Genomic DNA, 22270 nt, shown 5'->3' with positions numbered 1-22270 from the left:
CCGAGTAAAATCTGGACCACCGTCCTGCGCAGACCACCTGAATTCAGTAAAAGCCCAGAATGAGTCAGTCGTGGCAGGGCTGATTCCGGCAGCCTTGCCCCCGGCCCGGATTGCGGCCTTCCGCGCCACCGTCAATGGCCGCGGTCCGGAAGCCTGCGCCGCGCGGGCCGCGCGCCGCGCAGGCGAGGCCGTCGGTGATGCGGACGATATCTGCGACTCGGGCGCCGCAGGTGGTGCAGGTAGTGCGGGTGGTGCGGGTGGTGCGTGTGGTGCAGGTGGTGTGGGTGCCGCAGGTGATGCGGGTGCCGTGGGTGCCGTGGGCGCCGCGGGAATGCTTGCGCCCGCAGGCGCCGTCACCGACCCGGATCCGCTCTGCGCGATGCGCCGAAGCTTCTGGGCATGGCGCTGCTGTAAACCCCAAGCCCGATGCCTCTCGTGCTCACGGCGAAACGCGTCCCGGAAGGCAGAATAATTGCGAGAAGCGGTCCGGTCACGCATCACCGCAATTTCTGCCTTACCGAATAACGACGTCTGCCCCATGCAATAATTCTTCCCCATCCGCGCCACGAGGTGTAAGCAGCCGACCATGCCAGAATGCATGTCTGGCACATCCGCAGCGCGCCATGGCGCCGATCAAGCAACCGCGCGGTCCAGCATCCGTCGAGCACCGGTGCCGTCGGCCGCGCAGCCATGGCAACGGACGCCGATGAGCAAGGACACGTTGCCGGCGTATGGCGGCAAGGTCGTCTGGGCGACGCTGCGACGTGATGTTCGGGATTGAAAAGCGAGCCGTCCGACGCATCGACGTTTGATCATGGCGGCGCCGGTCATAAAGAGTTGGTTGCGCCTCAGCAAGCACCTGCTCCGGGAGGACTTTCATGGTGACGCCCTTGGCCGTGACCAAGCACGACGACGGTGCGGGCGTGGCGCGGCTCGAGATCGCGGGACAACTGGACGAGGACACCAGCGAGGGATTCGTCGACCTGATCGCGAATGCCGTGGATCAAGATGGTGTGAACGCGGTCGTCGTGGACCTGCATCGGGTCACGTTCTTGGCCGCCGCCGGTGTGCGGACGCTACTTCACGGTCTTGCAGCCGCATCCTCGCGGAACTGCTCCTTCCGGGTGGTCGGGGCGCAAGGCATCGTCCATCGCGTGCTCACGATCAGCGGTGTCCTCGAAACTCTCGCCGTCACCCCGGAATCCGACTCCGCCGCGATCTGAATGCCACCACAGGTTCCGGGTCCGCCGTGGACGACGCCACCAGCGACCGCTCAGATCCGGTCCTGCGGCGCAAGCATCGGCGTGAGCCCCGTGACGGCGGCGATCCTGCGGACGAAGGGGTTCAACCCGGCTGCGATCACCGTGATACCGCGGGCCTGCGCCGCCTCGTAGACCGCCAGCAGCACCCGGACGCCTGCCGCGTCCAGCAGCGGCACTTCCTCCAGATGCAGGACGACCCTCTGTCCGGCCGGCTGCCGGCAGACTGCCTCCAGCAGGGCGCCACGCAAGCGTCCGGCGTTGTCGCGATCCACCTCGCCGCTGACACGGATCTCCAGCCGGCCGGACGAGGCGAGATCCGCCCTGATCGCGAACGATTCGTCCGCCTGGCCGGAGTTCGGCCGGCGCGGCACCCGGTCGGTGAGCAGGCCCTCACGCATCCAGGTCAGCACGCGGGACAGGATCCTGGACACCTGCATCTGTGAGATGCCGAGTTCGGCGGCGATGTCCGCCTGGGTCCGGCCGCCGTAGAAGGTCGAGATCAGCACGCGCCGTTCCCGGTCGGGCAGACACTCCAAGAGGTCGTCGACCGTCAGCCGGTCGGCCACCTCCTCCAGCGACGCGTCCACGTCACCGAACAGGTCACCGAACCGCGCGTCACCGTCGCCCAGCGGTATGTCGAGAGAGATCGAGCGGTAGCTGGTCGCAGCCATGCGGGCCCGGTCGAGGTCACCGACCGTGATCCCGGCCCGCTGCGCGGTCTCGGCGTCGGTGGGCCGGCGACCCAGATCGCGGGTCAACTCAGCCTCGTGCCGGGTGACGGCCCGCGCCCGTTCCTGCATGGGACGGGGCACATGGACAGCCCAGCTCCGGTCCCGCAGATGACGTTTCAGCTCGCCGACGATGGTGTGCACGGCGTACGCCGTGGACGATCCCCGCTCCGGCGCATACCGGTCGACGACCTTCACCAGCCCCAGGCGGGCAACCTGTTCCAGATCGGCCAGCGGCTCCGCGCCGCCCCGGTATCGGCGGGCCAGACGCCCGGCCATCGGCATTGCCGCATGGATCATCCGCTCACGCAGCACGCGGGTGCGTTCGCTGTCGGCGCCCTCTCGTTCGCGTGCGTAACGCTCGGCGATCTGGTCCAAATCTTCCAGCACGGAACCCGCGTCGCCGCGTACCGCGACTCGCTGCTCGAACGGCATGCCGTCCCCCTCGTCCCAGCCCTCTTCCTCGTCCCAGCCTTTCGGCCACATGCCCGCGCCAGGCTCGTTGAAACGACACCGGCTGATTCGGCCACACGCCCGCGCCCGGCCCGATGACTTTCACGATCACCAACGTTCCGGCGGTTGCCCGCGACGGGGCCTGCCGGCTCGCAGCCGAAGTGAGGTTGCGCCAGTGCCGGGCTCAGCCGTATCGCTCGACGAGCGCGTCACCGATGGAGACCAGGTAGTTCAGGACGCCCGGAGGGCCAGTCACCTCGAGCCACTCGACCAGCCCGGCAAGCTCGCCGGCGAGCGCGTACTCGTTGTAGCCACGGATCACGACCTCGATGCGGCCGTCGGTCGTAGCACCTCCGACCTCGAGCCGGTCGCCGAGGATCATCCGGAGCCGGGCCATCCCGTGGGGCGCGCAGACCGCCTGGATCTCGAGGGGCGTTCGCCTGCGGTCGACCTCGTCGGCGATCTCGCGCCAGCTCTCGGCAAGGTCGAAGTCCGCGGGCCGGTGCACGGGATCGCTGGTCGGGCCGGCGGACGTCACGCGGTCGATCCGGAAGGTCCGCCGGCCGGCCTCGGTGCCGGCGACGAGGTACCACGACGGGCCTTTGGCGACGATGCCCAGCGGGTGGACGGTTCTCTCGGTTTCGGCGCCCGTGCCGTCGACGTAACCGAGCCGCACCTGGACGCCGCGGATCACCGCGTCCTGAAGCTCGTCGAGGAAGCGAGGTTGTCGGAGCTCGATTCGACTCGACCCCCATCGTTGCGGGTCCATCACCAGCGACGACGCTGCTGCCTCAGCCTGCACCCGGAACGGCTCCGGCAGGGCGCGGACAAGCTTGCGCAGAGCGGCTTTCACGGCCGGCGTCGCAGCCGAGGCCTGGCCGGCAACCAGGAACAGGGCGCGGGCCTCACCCGCGGTCAGCCCCGACAGGTCGGTACGGGCGCCGCCCACGAGGCGCCAGCCGCCGCCCCGGCCCTGCAGGGAGTACACGGGCACCCCGGCCATGGCCAGGGCATCGAGGTCGCGGCGGGCGGTGCGCTCGGAGACCTCCAACTCCCGGGCGACCTCTGCTGCTGTCACCTGCTCGCGCCGTTGCAGCAACAGGAGGATGGCCATCAGCCGGTCGGCACGCACCCTGGCAACTCTCCCCACAAAACCGGTCATGAGGTGACCTGTTTCGGTCGTCAAGATGGCGACATGACCTCACCGTTCGATCCCACCGATTTCCCCGAGCCCACCCTCATCCCGGTCAACGGCGTGGAACTCGAAGTCTTCGAAGCAGGCCGGCAGAATGCGGGAAGACCCATTGTGCTCTGCCACGGCTGGCCGGAGCACGCCTTTTCCTGGCGCCACCAGGTGCCCGCCCTTGTCGCAGCAGGCTTCCACGTCATCGTCCCGAACCAGCGGGGTTACGGCGACTCATCCCGCCCGGCCGAAGTGACCGCCTATGACATCGACCATTTGTCGGGTGATTTAGTCGCACTTCTCGATCACTACGGATACGACGATGCCACCTTCGTCGGTCACGACTGGGGTGCCATGGTCGTCTGGGGACTGACCCTGTTGCATCCACACCGGGTGAACGCAGTGATCAACCTGAGCCTGCCTTACCAGGAGCGCGGCGAAAAGCCCTGGATCGAGTTCATGGAAGAAGTGCTCGGCGGCGACTTCTACTTCGTCCACTTCAACCGTCAGCCAGGCGTCGCGGACGCCGTACTGGAGGAGAATACGCTCCGGTTCCTTCGCAACATGTACCGAAGAAATGTCCCACTCGGCCGGCCGGAGCCCGGAATGGTGATGATCAACCTCGCCAACGCAGAAACACCACTGGGCGAGCCCCTGATGAGCGACAGCGAACTGGCCGTCTTCGTCTCCGCCTTCGAAAAATCAGGCTTCACGGGCAGCATCAACTGGTACCGGAACCTGGACCGCAACTGGCGCTTGCTGGCGGACGTGAACCCGATCATCCAACAGCCCGCACTCATGATCTACGGCGACCGGGACGCGGTCCAGAGGTCCGAGAAGCTGACAGACTTCGTGCCCAATGTGGAAGTGATCAGCCTGGACTGCGGTCATTGGATCCCGCAGGAGAAGCCGGAGGAGACCAACCGGGCGATTCTGAAGTGGCTGGACCACGTCGTCTTGTGAGCGGCCGCGGCCGATCCAGGGGCTCCCCGTGCCGCCTCCCCATGGCAGGATGATCACGCCGACGGGGGAGGAAAGTGTGCGTCGTTCGATGGGTTTTTCCGTGACTGCCGGGATGCTGGCGCTGATCGTGACACCGGTGGCGGCAGCGCCGGTGAGCGCCGCGGCGGTGACCAAGTCCGAAGTCGCCGGGCTGTCACCGACCGCGCCCGCGCTGGTGCTCGGCGCACCCGGCACGGCCTACGACCCGGCGGGTGACCCGCCCGCCTGGTACGCGATGGCGGACGCCTACGACACGGGCACGGCGCAGAGCCCCACCCGGCCGGTCCAGGCCGGGTACTACGGCCACTACGACGCGGGCGGTCACACGGAGCCGGGCCGGCTCACCTCGGTCAACGGCGGGAACAACTTCACCGCGCCCACCGGTGACGGCCGCGAGGCGACGGCCCGGCTCGACGACGGCCGGGTGCTCAGCGTCGGTTTCGTCGGGCAGGCGCCGCCGGCGAACGCCGGGGCGCGTCCCCAGCAGCGCACCCTGAAGATCGCTTACTCGTCCGACGACGGCGGCTCGTACGGCGAGGCCCTCTCGGCGCAGATCAGCATCGCGCCGCAAGCCTTCAACGGCGCCACCGCGAACTTCTACCCCAACAACCTGGTGCAGGTCCCGGGAGGACCGGTGCTGATGGCCGGCTACGCGGTGACCGCCGACAGCACAGCCGCCACCGCGATGCTGCTGTCCAGCTTCGACCAGGGCCTCACCTGGGCCCTGCGATCCACCATCGCGCAGGGCACCACCGCCCGGGGATTCTCCGAGACCGGGCTGGTGCTCGCCTCGAACGGCGATCTGGTCGCGGTGATGCGCACATCCAGCTACGACAATCTTTGGGTACGCCGGTCCACCACCGCCGGCACCTCGTGGACCGGGGCGGCGGCGCCGATCGCCGAGTTCGCCGCCGCCGCGAACGGCAACCGGCCCTTCGGGCGGATCAACCCGCGGCTGTCGCTGCTGCCCAACGGCATCCTCGCGCTGGTGGCGGGCCGCCCGGACAACTTCGTGGCGCTGTCGTACGACGGCACGGGCCGCACCTGGGACGTGAAGCGCTCGTTCTACGACAACCACTCGGTGGCTGACCCGCAGAACATGAACGAGGGCTCCAGCGGCAACGCCGACCTCGCGTGGACCGAGGCCAACCGGGCCGTGCTGATGGCCGACTCGTGCCACGCGATCACGTACGAGGGCGCGCCCAGGAACAAGTGCACCTGGCACGGCGCCACCATGTCCGACGGCACCACCACGTACCAGATGAAGCGGGTCCTGGCCGACATCCTGACACCCGGCGCCGGCAAGATCGACCTGGGTGGCAAGGTGGCCGCAGGCACGGTTCAGCTCGGCGGGGACTACGACACCGCGATCGCGGGCCACCCGCGGACCGGCAGCCGCGGCGCGGTCGACGGCAGCAACGAGATGTGGTCGAGCGCAATCCGTTCCGGCGGCGCGGGTGTCTTCGACATCTCTCTCGACCGCACCTACACCCTGTCCAAGGTGGGGCTGAGCCTCGCGATCGGCGGCACCGCGAGCGCCACCGTGCAGACCCGGCTCACCACCGACGCGGCGTGGACCGACTGGTACAGCGTCACGAATCAAAGTGGGTACGCGCTGAAGTACACCACCCCCGCCGCGTCCCGGCCGGCCCGCTACGTCCGGGTGCTGGCCGGCGAGTCCTCGATCTGCCCGCCGGGCGTCACGGCGCCGTGCAGCCAGCTCAACGAGATCGAGCTGTACGCCGACGACGTGAACTCCTTCGAGAACGACCCGGTCAACGGCATCCCGCGCGGCTACTCGATCGACCGTACGGTGGACGACGCCGGCGTCGGTCACCTCGGCGTGTGGGTGAGCCAGACGACCGCGGGCAGCGGCAGCAGCCGGGTACTGCGGATCGTCGACTCCAGCTCCGTACACCTCCCGGCGGCCCGCCGCCTCGACTCCACCGCCACCACCAAGACGGTCGGCTTCCGCTTCCACCCCGACCGGTGGCGAACGACCGGCGCGGCCGGCTCCTCGGCGCTGCTGTTCGACATCCTCACCGGCACCCGCCAGGCGGCCTTCCACTTCGCGCTCACCAGAGAGGGAACCGTGCGGTACCACGACGGCAGTGTCTGGCGGACCCTCGGCACGGGCCAGTCGTTCAACCCGTCGGCGTCCTGCACCGGCGGCTGCGTCTGGACGGACATCGAGGTCCGGGCGACCACCACAACGGCCACGGTCACCGTGAACGGCCAGAACATCGGCACGGCGACCCGCTTCGACGGCGCGACCACCTCGCTGACCGGCCACCAGTTCGCGGCGAGCAGCACCGCCGAGATCGACGAGAACTTCCTCGTCGACGACGTATCCAGCCGCAACGGCTGACGGTCAGCGTGGCCGGCTCGCCGCCCCGTCCGTCAGATGGCAGACGGGGCGGCGAGCCAGATATCAGGCCGAGACGCCGATCGTCGCGGTGTAGACCACCCGTCCGTTGTTACCGCTGAACACGATGTCACGGGCCTCCTGAGGGCTCGGGCCGAAGGTGTCGGACCCGAGGTCGAGATCGTTGGGGCCGCCCTGACCGCCGTTGCGCTCCTTGAGCCGGACCTCGGCCCGCTCGTGGAACAGCTTGCGAACGCTGGGGTTGACGACCTCGTCGTTCTTGGACTTGTCCATGAGGTGCGCGCCGGACACGAACTCTTCGGGCTCGCCGTCGATGGCGAGGTAGATGTCCACTTCGTCCTTGCCGACGCCGTCGCGGGTCTTGACGCAGCGCAGCTTCGTGATGTTGAGGTAAGCCATGGTAGGCCTCATTTCAGGTAGTTTTTGGTCATTGGATATGGCGCGGTGGGGTTCATAGCGGCGAGATCTACGGGGCAGATCGAGGAACGCCGGCTATCGAATTGATCGGGAATCACCTCCCTGACGTGAGTTCCGGCGTCGCCTCCCAAAACCGCTGTTGTTCGCCGGTCACTGAGGAGAATGCGCTGGGAGGGAGGTAGGAGGCGCCCGTGGAATCCCTGATTCCGGGTCAGGGATTGGGCGGGGTCACGTCAGCGACCGACGCGCCGGTGAGTGCCCTGACCAGCTCAGCCCGGCTGCGGATGCTCAACTTGCGGTAGACCCGGGAGAGGTGGGTCTCGATCGTCTTCTCGCTGAGGAACAGAGCTGAGGCGGCTTCCCGATTCGTCGCACCCTGCCCGACAGTCAGGGCCACTCGATGTTCCTGGGGAGTCAGCGATTCCAGCGAGGACGCGGGCCGTACCGGAATGTCCTGGCCCGTGGCTTGTGCCTCCGCGCGTGCGCGGTGCGCCCACAGGTCAGCCCCGGTCTCGTCGAACAGATCAACGGCACGCCGAAGATGCTGCCGGGCGTCCGCGCGCCGGCCGGCCCGGCGCAACCGCTCACCGAGTGCGAGTTCGGTACGTGCCACATCCAGCGGTAGGTCCAGTTCGCCGTACAGTTCAATGGCGCGGTGGAAGTGCTTTTCGCCCTTGTCGACGTGCGTGAGTAAACCGAGGCACCTCGCGGCCTGGGCGGTCGAGTAGAGGAAGCCGGTTTCGTCGGCCTGCTCATTGACCGCGGCAAGGAAATCGGGGGGTACGGGCTGTCCGGATCGAATGCACGCTTCCACAAGGTCAGGACCGGTCAGCCGGCCGAAGACGACCTGGTCGGAGTCGACGTTGTTCGCGCGGTTGGCCTGCCGAAGGTAATGCAGCGCCTCGGTTGGACGGCCCGAACCGAGTTCGAGAAGGCCTAAAGCGTCAAGCTCGTCGCGGGGGTAGGAGATGTCCATTTCCCGGTGCACTCGCCGGGCTGCCAGGGCATGTCGCCGGCAAGCGGCCTCGCGGCCCTGATAGGACTCCACCAGCGCCAGGGTGCCCAGCGCCGAATGGTGCCAGATGACATCCCTGGTGTCCCTGGCGAGCTCGGCTGCCTCGGCGGCGTCCGCATAGGCGGAGGCAAGCTTCCCGGCTCTCAAATGGGCGTAGGCGAGCAGGCTCAGCGCGAACGGGAGATTGCCGAGCGCGTCCGCGGAGCGAAGCCCGGCCGTATGCGGTACGAGAATGCGGCGGGCTGTGTGATGGTCCCCGATCCAGATGAAGGCGAGAGTGGCCATCATGTGGTGCTCGATGGGCTGGTCGTGCACGGATTGGATCGTGCCGGCCGCCATCGTGAGGAGGGCGAGGCCTTCGGATACGTTGCCCAGCCGCAAATTCGCCGTTCCGAGAATCATTTGCACGGCCGGCGGCGCGGGGATTCCCCGTGATTTCGCCAGCGATGCCGCCTGCGTCGCCGTCATGAGTGCGTTCATTCCCTGACCGGCGAGGAACTGCGCGATGGCCGCGTAGGCGTACAGTAAACAGGCTTCTGCCGGCGCGTCATTCTCGGCTTCCCGCGCGCTGTTCAGCAGCGCGTGAGCAGCAGGTTCCGGCGGGCCGGCGAAAAGCTCCATGAGCCCGCCCAGCCCATCGAGGAACGCGCGCTGCGACGCCGACGTACACCATGGCCGCGATCGCACGGCCAGGGCGCGGGCTCGTTCCCGATCGGCGCACAGCCTCGCGCAGTCCGCGGCCGCCACCAGGTAATCGGCCCGCAGCTGGGTGCTGCGAGCCAGCTCGGCGGCCTGCTCGTAGGCGGCCGAGGCGGCGGCGAACCCGCCGGATGAACGCTGCTCGTATCCGACTGCGGCCATCGCTTGCGCTGCCGGGTCCGACGGCCCATCGGCAGCCGCGGCCAGGTGCCACACCCGGCGGGCCCGCATATCGGGGTCAGCCCCTATCGCGTCGGCCAGGGCCTGGTGAAAGTCGCGCAGTGTCGAAGGCGGAAACGCGGCCGTTGCGGCGGCATGCACCAGCGGATGACCCAGTACGACCCGGCCGCCGCTGAAGCGGACCAGGCCACCGGCATGCAGTTCGTCGCCCGCCCCCAGGTCGAGCCCCAGGTCCCGCGCCGCACGCCGGGCCACCTCCGCAGTGTCCGCGGCCGCCATACTGAGCAGGCACAGGAGTCGAGCCGCCGGCGCCGACAACGACTGCACGTGGGCAGCGAAGAGCTCCGCTGAGGTTCGGCTGGCCAGCACCGGTGGCAGCGCGACAACGCCGGCCCGCTGCTCGCTGTTCAACCCTCTGAGGATCTCCAGCGCCGCCAGCGGATTTCCGCCGGTCTCCTCCCACACCCGGGCGACGAGCGCAGGATCGATCACGCCCCCGACGCGCCGGCTGAGAACCGCACCGAGATCCGGGCGGGACAGGCCGGAAAGCTCCATGTCCGGCAGTCCCGCCGTGCCCGCGTCGTCTTCCGAGGGCAACCGGGTCGCTGCGATCACCGCGATGGCGTCCTCGCGCATCCGGCGCACCGCGAACATCAACGCATCACGGGAGTCGGCATCCATCCAGTGCACGTCATCCAGTAGCAGCAGAACCGGCTGATTGCCCGCCATCATCGCGAGCACCTGCAGTAGCGCCGTCCCGACGGAGAACCGCCCACTGTCGCCAGTCAGCGAACCGTCCAGCAGAGATGACAAAAAAGTCCCGTGCCGGGAATCTGCCAGCCGCAATTCCTTCCGGATCGGATGCAGCAGTTGCACCAACCCGGCGAAGGCAATCGACGATTCGGCCTCGACGGGCTCAACCTCTAGCAATCGCAGGCCGCGGGCCCGGTCACGAGCGGCATCCAGCAGCGACGTCTTACCCATCCCGGCCTCACCGCGGACGACCAGCGCGGCACGTCGGCCCTCACGTGCCGTGGCGAGCACCGCATCGATTCGCCGGCAGGCGTCATCACGGCCGACGAGGACCGACGCGTCGCGTGCCGAATCCATACCGAGCCACCCCAGCCCGTACCTGAAAGGGCGAGAACATCGTCGCCCGTCACCAGGTCACTGTGCCACCGATCCTCCGGTCACGACAGCGACCTGAATCCGCACCACGAACACCCGGCGTTCGCAGGGCCCGTCGGCGATTCCGGCTCGCCTGACGCCCCGGCGACATGCCCAGGCCGAACCACCGGATGAAGCGAATGCAGGTGTGAACAGCGGCCCGTCCTACGCAGTCCTCGACGCCCGCTCGCGCCGCTCACGAAGCCAGTAGTACAGGGTGAAAGCCGGAGCAATCCCCACCATGAACACTCCCGCGCCCAACGGCATCAGCAGCGTCACCCCCGGAGTCCAGGCCGTGTCCGCTTCCGGCCCGCTGACGACAACGTCCACCGGGTTCACCGGCTCCGTGTTCAGCAGGAAGCGGATCCGCACCCCCGGGATCGCGACACCCTGCCCGTTGAAGATGCCCCGGCAGTCCCACCCGCTCGGATCGCCGTCGTCCCAGCGGCAGTCCGACACCGTCACCTGGCCGGGTGTCCCGGACAGGTAGGCCCGCGCCGGGTCGATGCCGGTCCAGATCAGGGCGATGCCGGACGCCGTGGTGGTTCCGACGACGATGATTGTCGAGATGAGCCAGCCGGTGAACGTCCGGGGCCGTGGGAAGACCATTCCGGCACAGTAGTGACAACTGTCTACGTCCCCCGCCTGGCGCCGTTAGGCTGCGGAGATGGTTCGGGATGAGCTGCTGCGGCTGCGGGCGAGCACGGAGGCCGAGGCGGCGACGATGGCCCGGGATCTGGAGGCGCTGTTCGCGGCGTCGCGCGACTCCAACGCCGACGACGAGCACGACCCGGAGGGCGCCACCATCGGCTTCGAGCGGGCCCAGCTGACGGCGCTGCTGGCCACCGCCCGGGAGCGGATCGCCGAGGTCGACGACGCGCTGCGCCGGGTGGACACGGGGACCTACGGCGTCTGCGAACGCTGCGGAAAGCCGATCCCCGCGGAACGCCTCGCGGCGCGGCCCTTCGCCCGCAGCTGCATGGCGTGCGCCTGAAAGGGGCTACGGGAAGAGATACAACTCGCGCGTCAGCGCCAACTGCACAGCCTGCTCCGCCGACAGGACAGGCTCCGGCCGAGTCACCTCCGGCCCGCCGCCCTCCGCCCGGCGATCAGTGTTCGACGCCTGTACGTAGATCTCGCTCTGCCCCCGGTAGACCCGGACGACGAAGTTCAGCGGCGAATCGGCCGGCGTGTTGTCGGCCTCGGTGCCCAGCAGTACGGTCTCCCCGTTCGGCCCCTCCTGCACCGTACATTTCGCGATCTTCTCCTCCCGGCAGCTCTCCTCGGCCCGGGCCGCCTCCGCCCGCTCCACCACCCCGACGCTGACCATCAGGTCACCGGTTCCCTCGGCGTCACGGATCAGGGCCAGCGCGTCCACCCGGTTGCCCCAGGGCGGTTCACCACCGTGGCTGAATCCGATCAGCGGCCCGGCCTCCCCGCCCGGCACCCGGGCATAACGTGCGGCCGGCAGCATTCGTGGCAGCTCTTCGCTCAAATGGCAGGTGAGGCTGGTGGCGGCCCACTCCACCAGCTCCGGCGACAGCGGCTGGTCGGCCGCGATCACCCCCGGCGGGCGTGCCCCGGGCCGGACCGGGCACGGGCCGGCAGCTGCGAACTCCGTGCCGGGGGAACCGCCGCCGGCCACCACGACAACGCCCGCTCCGACCAGCGCCGCCGCGAGACCCGCCCCCGCGAAGCCGGCCAGCCGCCGGGCCCGTCGCGAGCGCCGTCCGGCCGCCAGAATTCCTTCGGCCGTCAATCCCATCACCGGTTCGCCGGCACTCGCGTACGCCTGCAATGCCTTTTGCACGTCTGTTTCCTGCATCGCCTACTCCCCGGTGAGCGCGGCGGCGCCGAACGCCCCGCGCATGGATTGAATGGCTCGCGCGGTTTGGCTCTTCACCGTGCCCTCGCTGATTCCGAGTAGGGCGGCCACCTCGGCGACCGGCAGATCCTCCAGATATCGCAGCACCACCGCGGCCCGTTGCCGCGGCGCCAGATCGGCGAGCGCACGGCGCACCGCCAGGCTTTCGGCCGGGTCATCACCGCCCGCGGGCCGCTCGGGTGGATCGGCCATCAGCGACTCACGCCGCCGGGCCCGCCGATGCGTCAGGAACGCGTTGACCACGATCTGCCGGGCATAGGCGTCCACCGATTCGTCACGGATGCTGGGCCAGCGCCGGTACAACCGCACGAAGGTGAGCTGCACCAGGTCCTCAGCGGTGTGCCAGTCACCGCACAGCGAATAGGCGAGTCGGCGCAGCGGATGCGCTCTCACGCGGAAATACTCGACGAACTGGTCTTCCCAGTCGGCTCGGACCACCACGCCTCCTCTCCATCGGCCACCCCATCTACTCCGCGGCGGGCCGAAAGGTTGCACCCCGCACCGGTTTGTTTGCCCTACGGTGCACCGCTAGCGGCACAAAGATGTCGGAAAAGGGCAATTCGGTCAGAATGTGCGGGACGCGCTATCGCCTGAACTCTCCCGAATCCCTTTCGATACATGCCGTAAGGCGAAACATATTCAGATGCGACGTGACAATATCCACTGTCCCTGAACAGGTGAACGCAATAGCGTGCGCTTTGTCATGCCAATGAACTCGCCGTGTTCGGCGTTGTCTTCGATTCCACCAGCCACGGGACGGAGTAATCATGTCGTCGGCACTGCTGGTAGCGGCAATCGTCATATTCTTGCTGGGTCTTCTGATCGCCGCCATTGGCCGGTCGGTCGACAATGATCCCTCCAGCTGGGCGGGAGCCGTGATAGGGATGGTCGGAGTCGGCGCAACCGTCTACTTCGGCATACAGGCTCACAACGACTCGAAGCCGACAGCCACCACCGTGACCACCGAGGCGGCACCCGCGACGGCCGGCACAGCCGCTACGACGCAGGCTACCGAGGCCGCGAACGGCGGAATTTCACCATCGGCCGTCTACCATGAGGGATCAGTCGTCGTGCCGCCGGGTCAGTTCGCCAATCTCGATGCCCCGCCGGACGATCGCCAGTGGGGCCAGCCGGGAGGTGTGGGCGCGGAGCTGAGTAATGCGACGGCGTACAATTATCTGTACGTCTATACCGGCGGAGCGTCACTGGTTCAAGTGGATGGCGACAGTTCGACAGTCTGCCAGGATGCGAGTGGATACAGCGGGCAGGCCCACATCACGCGTAAGAAAGGTCGCATTTTCTGCGCCATCACGGATGAGGGCCGTTATTCGTTCGTGCGCATTGCAGGCGTACGCTCGGATGGCACTGTCGAACTTGATGTTCGCACCTATGCCAAGCCTGATGATTGAACCGAACCTCATCGTCGGCGGGCCAGCATCTGAATGCCCTCGGCTTGGCGCCCATTCATCGTCGTCACGCTGATGCGGCGTTCCTCCACCACCTCGAACTCCGCGAACAGCTCCCGCAGATACTCCACGTCGTGATGCCGGCAAACCGCACCATCATCGGTCGTGAACACCCCGTACGGACCGGGGTGCGCCGCGTACCGCTCCCGATTACGGATGTCCGGCTGCAGCAGCAGGTCGCTCACGTACAAAATCCCGCCGGGACCCAGCACCCGGCCCAACTCCCTCACCAGCGCACGCTGGTCCTCCTCGGCCGGTATGCACGTGAGCACAGCAAACAGCACAACAACGTCGAAGCTCCCCGCCGGGAACGCCATTGCGGGCGGTGACTCGAGTACCGCGAGGCTCAGATCAGGCCGCGCCTGGCGACCCCGTTCGATCAGCGCGGCCGAGACGTCGACGCCGGTGACGTCGGCGAATCCCATGTCGCTGAGTTCGGCCATCACCCGGCCGTAACCACATCCGTAGTCCAGGATGCGGGCGGAGCGGTCGAGCCCCGCCATCCATGCGACATTGATCGGATGGGTGAATGTCTTCGCCGCGCCCGCCGTATCCCAGTAATGGAGTTCCATGCAGGCAAACCCTACGGCCGCCGCCGCTGATCTCGTCGCCCTGCGCTTCCCCGAAGCCACCTGGGCGATCCTCACCGGCAGCGTCCTGAACTCCCACCGCACCGCGGGCTCGGACCTGGACATCGTGGTGCTGCGGGAGGACGGCCCCGGCTTCCGTGAAAGCCTCCACTTCCGCGGCTGGCCGGTCGAACTGTTCGTGCACACCCCGGACCGTCTCACCGGGTTCCTGGCGAACGAGCTGACCACCCGCAAGCCCAGCACGCACCGCATGATCGCGCGGGGCGTACCTCTGCTCGGCGACCCGGGTGATCTGACGGCGCGGTGCGCACGCGTGCTGGCACAGGGCCCGCCGCCGCTGACCGCCGCCGAGCGTGATCGTTTTCGGTATTTCCTCACCGACCTGCTCGACGACTACACGCACGTCGCCGACCCCGGCGAACGCGCCGTCATCGCCGCGGCGCTGTGGACCGACACCGCCCGGGCGGCGCTGGCGTTCGCCGGGCGCTGGATCAGCGGTGGCAAATGGCTACTCCGGGAGCTGCGCGAGTTCGACCCGGCCCTCGCCGACGGCTGGCTGGCCGCCCGCGACGACCCGGCGGAGTTCGCCAGGGCCCTCCTGGACTCCGCCGGCGGCCCGCTGTTCGACGGCTACCGAGCCTGAGTTTGCGTCCGGGCCCAAAGCAGCCGCGAGCGCGGCGATGACAGGAACACGGGTCAGCAGGCGGAAAGTGAGATAGCCGAGCACCGCGCCGAGCGTGTTCGCGGGCAGGTCGTTCACGTCGCCCACCCGTCCGCCGCTGAACAGTACGTTGCTCACGAACTGCGTCACCTCGACGGTGGCGCTCAGCACGAGACCGATCAGCGCGACCTGCCGGGCGCCGCTCACCCGGACGAGCAGGGGCAGCAGGAGACCGAGCGGGAAGGTCATGACGATGTTCAGGACGAACGTTCTCGCGTCGGCGGTGACCACCGGAATGAAGTTCGCCTTGTCATGCCAGGGGACCAGGTTGCTGTAGTCCCCGGTGCGAATCTGCAGCGGCATGGTCACCGCGGCGACGCCGGCCAGGTAGACGCTGGTCACCCAAAAGATCAGAAGCCGCCGTACGGTGAAATCGCCCCGCCGTCGCAGGAGCAGGACCGAGCCGGCCATGAGCAGCACGGCGACGGCGGCCGCGGCGGCCGGAGGCGGGATTTCGACGAGCAGACCGGTCATGGTGGCGATCATGGCGGCATCCGCGGCACCGGCGCATCAGCCTGCGGTGAGATGCCGGCGGACCAGCGCATCGGCCGAAAGGCAGATAGGCGGTAGAACAGTTGCTGTGATCGTTGTGGTGACCGGACCGAGCGCAGCGGGAAAGACGACCTGGTGCCGCCGGCACTTTCCGCGCAACACCGTAGCGGAGCACATCCCGGCCGGCGACCAGATACCCGGGCCGGGTCCGGCGGAGCAGGCGGCGTTCTGGGCCGGGATCAACTCACAACGCTGGCTGCAGGCCGTCCGCCACGAACGCGACAGTGGACTCGCCGTCTGCGACGACGACCCGATGAAGCTGCATTACAGCTGGTCACTCGCCCGTATCGGCGAGCTCTCCCGCGACCACTGGCAGGCCGAGGTCGACGCTCACCGGCAGGCCGTGGCCGCGGGCCGGCTCGGCTTCGCGGATGTGGTGCTGATTTCCGTACCGCCGGAGGACGAGCTCCGGCGGCGCCGCGAGGCTGACCAGGCCCGCAGCCGCCGCAACTTCGACCTCCACATCCGGCTGATCGAACCGCTGCGCGAGTGGTACCGGGCCGTGGAGCGCGCCGGCGCCGCGCACGTCATCTGGGAATTGCCGGCCACGGGACTGCCCGCCGGCCCGCCGGCCGCACCGACCGGCCGCAGCGACGTGCGCACCTTCGACGCCGTCATCCGAGGCCTCGGCTAAGAGCCCAAACATCAAACGGATCGGGTACGCGGGACCTGCAACTCGCTCACCCACGCGGCCGGGACGGCCGGTCGGCGGGCCGCGCTGGAGTGAGCGGAACCGCGACGAACACTGATCGTTTTGGGACTTCGGGGTGGGGGTACGTGACGTTTCTGCCGATTCCCGCGGAGGCCGGGAACGCCGCGAGAGGAGATCTGATGCCGGAGCCGAGAATTCCGAACGATCCCGACCGGTACCCGCCACTCGACCCCGGCGCCCCGATTCCCGACGACCCAGGTGAACTGTCGCCGGACAGCCCGGATCCGCTGCCGCCGCCCCCGACCGAGCCGATCCCGGTCGAGCCGGTCCCGGCCGAGCCCGTCGAGGACCCGACCCCGCCGGACGCCGTCCCCGAGCCCGCCTAGGCCCAGCCCGCTTAGGCCCAGCCCGCTTAGGCCCAGCCCGCTCAGGCCCGGGCCGCGTCGATCAGTCGCGGCCCGCGTCACCCGAGGCCGCGGCGCGCGTTGTTCAGCCGCGCCAGACGGCCCGCACCGCTTCGGCGAGGGATTCGCCCTGGCGGAGCCCGGCGTGCACCGACGGTGCGCGCCGGGACGGGTCCATGAAGTTGAGGCCGATGGCCTCCGCCGCCGCCTCGTCCGGCTCGATCAGCAGCGTGTGGGCGGCGCCCGTGGAGGCCATCTCGCGCCGGATCCGGTCGCGGTCGAGCGCCGCCATCGGCGCGATCACCACCAGGTGGCCGGCGCCGGCGGCGAGGTCGGCTCCCGCACCCAGGCGTACGCCGCCGTCCATGTAACGCTTGTTGTTGATGGTGATCGGCGGCATCAGGCCGGGAACGGCGCAACTGGCGGCGACGGCCAGGTCCACCGGCACCCCGGAAGTCGAGTCGAACACGACCTCCCGGCCGTCGGCGGTGTCCACCGCGACGATCCGCAGCTCACGGGCCGGCCAGTCGCGGGCCGGGAGCAGCGAGGAGATCCGGGAGACGTACGCCTCCTCGGCACCCACCTCAGCCGACAGCGCGAACGCACCGACCCTCATCCTCGACTGCTCAGCCGGAACAGACGGGTCGCCCAGCACCGCGAACGCGGCCATCGCCCCGTTCACGCTGTTCCCACCGTTGCGCCCGCCCGGCCGGGGCGGCGGTGCCTCCTGAGCCTGGACAGCCACCGCGGCCCCCAGATCGATGCCCGAGGTCAGCACCGTACCTACCACCGAGCCGGCCGACGTGCCGATGACGTAGTCGGCGTCGCCGAGCGGCACACCGGCCCGCTGCAGGCCGCAGAGCACGCCCAACTCCCACGCGATACCGGTGACGCCGCCGCCACCCAGAACCAGAGCCTTTGTCACGTACGCGACGGTAACAACACCGGGCCGCGCTCAGAAAGCCGCCTCGTAGAGCTCGCGAAGCCCGGGGGAGTCCGCCTCACCGCTGTACCCGCAGATCATCACGGCCCCTCCGGCCGAAGCCACCAGGTAATCCTTTCCGGTCTCGAACCTGCCGCTCCCCAACATCATCTCGGATGACTCACCCTCCTGCGTGACGCGGACGATCCCGGCGGGAGCACCCTGGTAGACCCGCGTCACGGCGAGGGAGACCGTGCCGCCGGCGACACCCGTGACGGTGCCCGCGAAGACGAAGTCAGTGTCCGCGGCGAGACGTTCGGCCTGCGGTTCCCGGCACTTGCCCTGCGTATTGCCGGGTCCGGCCAGGTCGATCGCCGGGGCGGCCGAGGCGGCCGGCGTGCTGGACAGGGTCCCGATGGCGGGTGTCATGGCCGGCTGCGGCGCCGGCCGGGCCAGCACCCAGCCGAGGCCGGCGACGATCAGCAGGAGCGCGACGGCGGCGAGGGCGGGCACCAGCCGCCGGGTGGGGTTGGTGGTGCGGGGATCAGTGGTGGTCATGCTCAACTCCGTCAGATGCGCCGCCCGGTCGGGAGAGACCGGTGGCAGTGACGCCGCCGGGTCGGCGTGGCGCAGGCGGGCACGCAGATCGTCGTCGGTCACGGTCGTCTCCCCTCTGTCGGCTCTTCATGTCCGGACCGGGCGCCGGTCTTTCGCAGTTGATCGCGCAGCTTCTGCTTGGCCCGGTGCAGGCGGATGTGCGCGGCGTTGGCCGAGACGCCGAGGACCACCGCGATCTGGGCGGGCGCGAGGTCCTCCCAGGCCCAGAGACGCAGCAGTTCGGCGTCTTCGGGACGGAGGGCGGCGAGCGCCGCGCCGAGATCGTCGTCGGGCAGGGTGGGACCGTCGGTCACCGCGAGCGGTGGGTCGAGCTGCCAGATCCGGGCGACCAGGCGGGCTCGGCGGCGGCGCCCACGCTCGGCATTGGCCAGGCAGAAACGAGCGATCCCGTACGCCCAAAGCAAGTGATCCTCCGCCGCAGCGCCGCGACCGGTCGCTTCGTCGTGACCAGGCGCTCTGTCGTGGCTGGGCGTCTCGCCATGGCCGGGCGTCTCGCCATGGCTGGGCGTCTCGCCATGGCTGGGCGTCTCGCCATGACCGGGCGCTGTGTCGCGGCGCGGCATGTCGTCGAAGCGGCGCCAGCAGGTCAGCAGCGTTTCGGAGAGCACGTCGTCGGCGGTCGCCGGGTCGGTGCGGCGGGCGAGGAACCGGCGCACGGCGTCGATCACCGCGGGCGCGGCCGCCTCGAACCGCGCCCGGCGGTCGTCAACGTTCACAAGGTCCACCCTCACCCATGTCCGGCACCGGCCTTGATCTTTCACCCCGATCCCAGTCGGCGCGCTCCGGCCGGGCCGTGGTGACGGTCGGCGCGCTCCGGCCGGGCCGCGGTGACGGTCGGCGCGCGGTGACGGTCTGTCACGCCGGAAGTGAGCTCGGCGGCGCGCTCACGCCCGGCGGGCGCGCTGCGGCTGGGACGGTGCAGGTCGTCGCGGGCCGCTCGAGGCGGGAGGGGTCGACCGTACGAATGCATGGTCTTGATTCTGATCTTGGGAAGTTCTCCCTTGTTCGTGCCAACGAGTGTCGATCTCACAGGAACTTCATAGGTGTCCGAATTGGATGGCCCGGCAGCGGCCGATCGCCGGCCGCACGACGGGAAGGAACCCATGACTGACCCGACGAATCATCGTCGCCGCTCCCGCCTGCTGACAGCGGGTGCCGTGACGGGCGCGCTGGCTCTCACCGCGGCCGGAGTGGGTGTCGCCCAGGCCGCCGCCGCGCCGCCGCCGCTCTCCTTCGTGGCCGCGACCAGCGCAGTCACCGCTGAACGGTACGACTACGACGGCGAGGTGTGGCTGTCGTTCGATCTCGGCCTGCACGTGATCGCCGGCAAGGACCCGTTCGAGATCTGGGCCAAGCGCACCGGGTACGACAAGCCGATCACCGCCGAGCGGGTCGTCGTGAAGAACGGCAAGAAGACGAAGGTGGCGCTGCCCGCGGGGACGGTGACCGATTTCAGCGGTCTCAAGGACTTCACGAAGTTCACCATCACCAACGAGGCCGGTGAGACCGTCACCGAATACACGACGGCACTGTGCGGAAACACGTGGGGGTCGGCGCGGACCCGGCCGGACGCTCCGGCGGCCAACCCCTACCCGACGGACTGCGGCGGCTACAACCCGTTCACGCTCGGTGCGGTCTGGGGCATCCAGGCCGGCTGGAACTCGGCAGTGCCGGACCAGCCCGCCTATCGTGAGGGCCGGCCGTCGTTCGACCTGCCGGTCGGCAAGTACACCGCGACCGCCACGGTGAACCCGGTCTACCAGCAGATGTTCGGCATCCCGGCGGACTCGGCGAAGGCCAGCGTCGCCGTCACCGTTGTCGACGCGGCCGAGGACAACAAGGCCGGCCTGGCCAAGGCGATGAAGGCGGAAGCCGTCGAGGAGCCGGCCGCCGCGCCGCCCGCCGACGAGCACTCGCTGCACGCCGGCGAGGGTGACGCGACCCGCCAGGTCTCGTCCTACCTGCCCGAGTTCCGCGCGCCGGCGAAGCGGCCGGCGACGCTGAAGGCCGCGCCGGCCAGCGGTCCGAAGCCGGACCTGAAGTCGCTGCCCGCCTGGGGCATGTCGCTCTCCGAGGAGGAGGGCAAGTGGTACGTCAACTTCGGCGCGACGGTCTGGAACGCCGGAACCTCCCCGCTGCTCGTCGACGGCTTCCGCCGCACCGGCGCCGGCTCGGAGCTGATGGACGCCTACCAGTACTTCTTCGACGCCAAGGGCAACCAGGTCGGCTCGAAGCAGGCCGGCACCATGGAGTGGGACGCGCGGGAGGGCCACATGCACTGGCACTTCACCGACTTCGCGCAGTACAACCTGCTCTCCTCCGACCAGAAGCTGGCCGTGCGCAGTGGCAAGGAGGCGTTCTGCCTCGCCAACACCGACGCTGTCGACTTCACCATCCCCGGCGCGAAGTGGCGCCCGGAGAACACCGACCTGTCCACCTCGTGCGGCGCGGACACCGTCGTCGCGGTGCGTGAGGTGCTGGACATCGGCAACGGCGACACCTACAGCCAGAGCCGTCCGGGTCAGTCGTTCGAGATCACCGATCTGCCGAACGGCACCTACTACATCCAGGTTCTCGCCAACCCGGACAAGAAGCTTGCCGAGCTGGACACCAAGAACAACTCGGCGCTGCGCCAGATCATCCTCGGGGGTACGCCGGAGGAGCGCACGCTGACCGTTCCGCCGGTGCACGGCATCGAGGGCTAGTTTTCAGTCCGTGAGGGCCGGTCCGCTTCGGCGGGCCGGCTCTCACCTCGGTCCGTTTCAGCGGGCCGGCTCTCACCTCGGTCCGTTTCAGCGGGCCGGCTCTCACCTCGGTCCGTGGATCTCCCGGTGCAGGCGTTCCATGCGCTGGTCGAGCCGGGCCGCGTCCTCCGCCGCTGCCGCCAGCTCGTTGCGCAGCGCGTCCGACACCTCCGGATCGTGCTTGTAGTAGATCTTGTGTTCCAGGCTCGCCCAGAAATCCATCGCCACCGTCCGTAGCTGCACCTCGACCGGCACCGCCACCACCCGGTCCGACATGAAGACCGGGATCTCCACGATCAGGTGCAGGCTGCGGTAGCCGTTCGGCTTCGGCTTGGCGATGTAGTCCTTGGTCGTCACCAGGTTGACGTCCGGCTGCCGGGTCAGCATCTCGGCGACGGTGTAGACGTCCGAGACGAAACTGCACACGATCCGGATGCCGGCGATGTCCCGGATCCGGGCCCGTAAGTCGTCGAACGTGAGCGGGATGTCGAGGCGCCGGGCCTTGGCGGTGAGGCTCGCCGGTGTCTTGAGGCGGGGGCTGACGTGCTCGATGGGGTTGCCCCGGCCGCGATGGGTCAGTTCCTCGGCGAGGATGGTGATCTTAGTGTTGATCTCCGCGAGGCCGAACTTGTAGACCATCATGAACTGGTTCAGATCGGCCATGATCTCGTGGATGATCTCGGGGTTGTGGTGCGTCGATCCGAGCGCGGCCGCGAGCCGGTTGTCGGGGAGCCAGTTGTCCGCCAGCCGGTTCTCCGCCTTGTTTGCCAGCCTGTTGTCCGCTTTGCTCGCCAGGCTGTTGTCCGCTTTGTTCGCCAGGCTGTTGGCGGCGGTGAGGCTTTTGTTCGCGGTGAGGTCTTTGTTCGCCGGGAAGCCTTTGTTCGCGGCGAGGTTCTTGTTCGCGGGGAGGCCGGTTTTTGCCGCCGCGCCACCATGCCGGCGGACGATCTCGCCCCGGGCTGCCTGCTCCGGCTCTTCGGTGGTCAAGATGCTCTCTTCCGCGGCTTTCCCTGCTGTGCTGCTGATTTGTGCCCTCATCGCGCCCTGTCGCCTACATGATCATCGTCGCTCGGCGGTGCCATCACCGCCGAACCCCGACCATGGTCGCGCACCGTGCTGCCTCTTGCGCTTCCTTTTCGTACGCGCACCGACCTCCCCGCCGAACAAACCGCCCACCAGTCTCCCCTCCCGAGTCAACGCCCCTCATCCGCCACGGCAACCCCA

General features: G+C 68.8%; 21 protein-coding genes and 1 pseudogene. 9 read left to right on the top strand and 13 right to left on the bottom strand.

What is annotated here, in order from left to right; all coding sequences use genetic code 11:
• Positions 1-878 precede the first annotated feature (878 nt).
• The gene (locus ACFQV6_RS33380; RefSeq protein WP_378031636.1) at positions 879-1223 is read left to right on the top strand and encodes an STAS domain-containing protein; all 345 of its coding nucleotides are present in this window, start codon (positions 879-881) and stop codon (positions 1221-1223) included.
• 50 nt (positions 1224-1273) lie between these two features.
• On the opposite strand, the gene ACFQV6_RS33375 is transcribed toward ACFQV6_RS33380, so the two are convergent.
• Both ACFQV6_RS33375 and ACFQV6_RS33370 read right to left on the bottom strand, forming a co-directional pair.
• Positions 1274-2476 (bottom strand): sigma-70 family RNA polymerase sigma factor, encoded by a 1203-nt coding sequence (locus ACFQV6_RS33375; RefSeq protein ID WP_378031635.1) that lies wholly within the window; start codon positions 2474-2476, stop codon positions 1274-1276.
• 151 nt (positions 2477-2627) lie between these two features.
• Positions 2628-3575, bottom strand: a complete 948-nt coding sequence (locus tag ACFQV6_RS33370; protein ID WP_378031634.1) for a helix-turn-helix transcriptional regulator — start codon at positions 3573-3575, stop codon at positions 2628-2630.
• A gap of 63 nt (positions 3576-3638) precedes the next feature.
• Between ACFQV6_RS33370 and ACFQV6_RS33365 the strand changes: the two genes are divergently transcribed.
• The gene (locus tag ACFQV6_RS33365) at positions 3639-4589 is read left to right on the top strand and encodes an alpha/beta fold hydrolase (RefSeq protein ID WP_378031633.1); all 951 of its coding nucleotides are present in this window, start codon (positions 3639-3641) and stop codon (positions 4587-4589) included.
• 100 nt (positions 4590-4689) lie between these two features.
• Positions 4690-6996 (top strand): sialidase family protein, encoded by a 2307-nt coding sequence (locus ACFQV6_RS33360; RefSeq protein ID WP_378031632.1) that lies wholly within the window; start codon positions 4690-4692, stop codon positions 6994-6996.
• Between the two features lie 63 nt (positions 6997-7059).
• On the opposite strand, the gene ACFQV6_RS33355 is transcribed toward ACFQV6_RS33360, so the two are convergent.
• The 3 genes from ACFQV6_RS33355 to ACFQV6_RS33345 all read right to left on the bottom strand — a co-directional run bounded on the left by ACFQV6_RS33355 (position 7060) and on the right by ACFQV6_RS33345 (position 11101).
• Positions 7060-7413: a hypothetical protein gene (locus ACFQV6_RS33355; protein WP_378031631.1), complete on the bottom strand. Its 354-nt coding sequence runs from the start codon at positions 7411-7413 to the stop codon at positions 7060-7062.
• A 229-nt stretch (positions 7414-7642) separates the two neighbouring features.
• On the bottom strand, positions 7643-10435 hold the full coding sequence (locus ACFQV6_RS33350) for an AAA family ATPase (protein WP_378031630.1): 2793 nt from the start codon (positions 10433-10435) through the stop codon (positions 7643-7645).
• A 222-nt stretch (positions 10436-10657) separates the two neighbouring features.
• Positions 10658-11101, bottom strand: a complete 444-nt coding sequence (locus ACFQV6_RS33345; RefSeq protein ID WP_378031629.1) for a hypothetical protein — start codon at positions 11099-11101, stop codon at positions 10658-10660.
• A 58-nt stretch (positions 11102-11159) separates the two neighbouring features.
• Between ACFQV6_RS33345 and ACFQV6_RS33340 the strand changes: the two genes are divergently transcribed.
• A complete protein-coding gene (locus ACFQV6_RS33340; protein ID WP_378031628.1) occupies positions 11160-11486 on the top strand; it encodes a TraR/DksA family transcriptional regulator in 327 nt (108 codons plus the stop codon).
• A gap of 6 nt (positions 11487-11492) precedes the next feature.
• On the opposite strand, the gene ACFQV6_RS33335 is transcribed toward ACFQV6_RS33340, so the two are convergent.
• Both ACFQV6_RS33335 and ACFQV6_RS33330 read right to left on the bottom strand, forming a co-directional pair.
• Positions 11493-12317 carry a hypothetical protein gene (locus ACFQV6_RS33335; protein ID WP_378031627.1) on the bottom strand — a complete coding sequence of 275 codons (825 nt, stop codon included), beginning with the start codon at positions 12315-12317 and terminating at the stop codon, positions 11493-11495.
• A 3-nt stretch (positions 12318-12320) separates the two neighbouring features.
• On the bottom strand, positions 12321-12818 hold the full coding sequence (locus ACFQV6_RS33330) for a SigE family RNA polymerase sigma factor (RefSeq protein WP_378031626.1): 498 nt from the start codon (positions 12816-12818) through the stop codon (positions 12321-12323).
• A 326-nt stretch (positions 12819-13144) separates the two neighbouring features.
• Between ACFQV6_RS33330 and ACFQV6_RS33325 the strand changes: the two genes are divergently transcribed.
• Positions 13145-13786 (top strand): hypothetical protein, encoded by a 642-nt coding sequence (locus tag ACFQV6_RS33325; protein WP_378031625.1) that lies wholly within the window; start codon positions 13145-13147, stop codon positions 13784-13786.
• An 8-nt stretch (positions 13787-13794) separates the two neighbouring features.
• Here ACFQV6_RS33325 and ACFQV6_RS33320 read toward each other — a convergent pair whose 3' ends face one another.
• Entirely contained in the window at positions 13795-14415 is a 621-nt protein-coding gene (locus tag ACFQV6_RS33320) for a class I SAM-dependent methyltransferase (protein ID WP_378031624.1), read from the bottom strand.
• On the opposite strand from ACFQV6_RS33320, the gene ACFQV6_RS33315 reads away from it, so the two are divergent.
• Entirely contained in the window at positions 14414-15076 is a 663-nt protein-coding gene (locus tag ACFQV6_RS33315; protein WP_378031623.1) for a nucleotidyltransferase domain-containing protein, read from the top strand. The two genes, ACFQV6_RS33320 and ACFQV6_RS33315, sit on opposite strands and share 2 nt — an antisense overlap.
• A gap of 66 nt (positions 15077-15142) precedes the next feature.
• On the opposite strand, the pseudogene ACFQV6_RS33310 reads toward ACFQV6_RS33315, so the two are convergent.
• Positions 15143-15565 (bottom strand): annotated as a pseudogene (locus ACFQV6_RS33310) (VanZ family protein); the annotation flags it as partial.
• 169 nt (positions 15566-15734) lie between these two features.
• Here ACFQV6_RS33310 and ACFQV6_RS33305 point away from each other — a divergent pair.
• Both ACFQV6_RS33305 and ACFQV6_RS33300 read left to right on the top strand, forming a co-directional pair.
• On the top strand, positions 15735-16340 hold the full coding sequence (locus ACFQV6_RS33305) for a hypothetical protein (RefSeq protein ID WP_378031622.1): 606 nt from the start codon (positions 15735-15737) through the stop codon (positions 16338-16340).
• A 197-nt stretch (positions 16341-16537) separates the two neighbouring features.
• The gene (locus tag ACFQV6_RS33300) at positions 16538-16744 is read left to right on the top strand and encodes a hypothetical protein (RefSeq protein WP_378031621.1); all 207 of its coding nucleotides are present in this window, start codon (positions 16538-16540) and stop codon (positions 16742-16744) included.
• A gap of 103 nt (positions 16745-16847) precedes the next feature.
• On the opposite strand, the gene ACFQV6_RS33295 is transcribed toward ACFQV6_RS33300, so the two are convergent.
• From ACFQV6_RS33295 to ACFQV6_RS33285, 3 genes are read right to left on the bottom strand one after another with little or no spacing between them, the layout of a single operon-like run.
• The gene (locus ACFQV6_RS33295) at positions 16848-17687 is read right to left on the bottom strand and encodes a patatin-like phospholipase family protein (RefSeq protein ID WP_378031620.1); all 840 of its coding nucleotides are present in this window, start codon (positions 17685-17687) and stop codon (positions 16848-16850) included.
• A 30-nt stretch (positions 17688-17717) separates the two neighbouring features.
• Positions 17718-18344 carry a hypothetical protein gene (locus tag ACFQV6_RS33290; RefSeq protein WP_378031619.1) on the bottom strand — a complete coding sequence of 209 codons (627 nt, stop codon included), beginning with the start codon at positions 18342-18344 and terminating at the stop codon, positions 17718-17720.
• A complete protein-coding gene (locus tag ACFQV6_RS33285) occupies positions 18341-19018 on the bottom strand; it encodes an RNA polymerase sigma factor (protein ID WP_378031618.1) in 678 nt (225 codons plus the stop codon). Before ACFQV6_RS33285 ends, ACFQV6_RS33290 begins: the two co-directional genes overlap by 4 nt.
• Positions 19019-19405: 387 nt before the next feature.
• Between ACFQV6_RS33285 and ACFQV6_RS33280 the strand changes: the two genes are divergently transcribed.
• The gene (locus tag ACFQV6_RS33280; protein WP_378031617.1) at positions 19406-21007 is read left to right on the top strand and encodes a lysyl oxidase family protein; all 1602 of its coding nucleotides are present in this window, start codon (positions 19406-19408) and stop codon (positions 21005-21007) included.
• Positions 21008-21109: 102 nt separating this feature from the next.
• Here ACFQV6_RS33280 and ACFQV6_RS33275 read toward each other — a convergent pair whose 3' ends face one another.
• On the bottom strand, positions 21110-22033 hold the full coding sequence (locus ACFQV6_RS33275; protein ID WP_378031616.1) for a GTP pyrophosphokinase family protein: 924 nt from the start codon (positions 22031-22033) through the stop codon (positions 21110-21112).
• Between the last annotated feature and the right edge of the window lie 237 nt (positions 22034-22270).

The sequence above is a fragment of the Actinoplanes sp. GCM10030250 genome (assembly GCF_042666575.1).
Lineage (GTDB): Bacteria > Actinomycetota > Actinomycetes > Mycobacteriales > Micromonosporaceae > Actinoplanes.
Note: the sequence above shows the minus strand (reverse complement) of the source record. Positions and strands in the feature narration are given on the sequence as shown.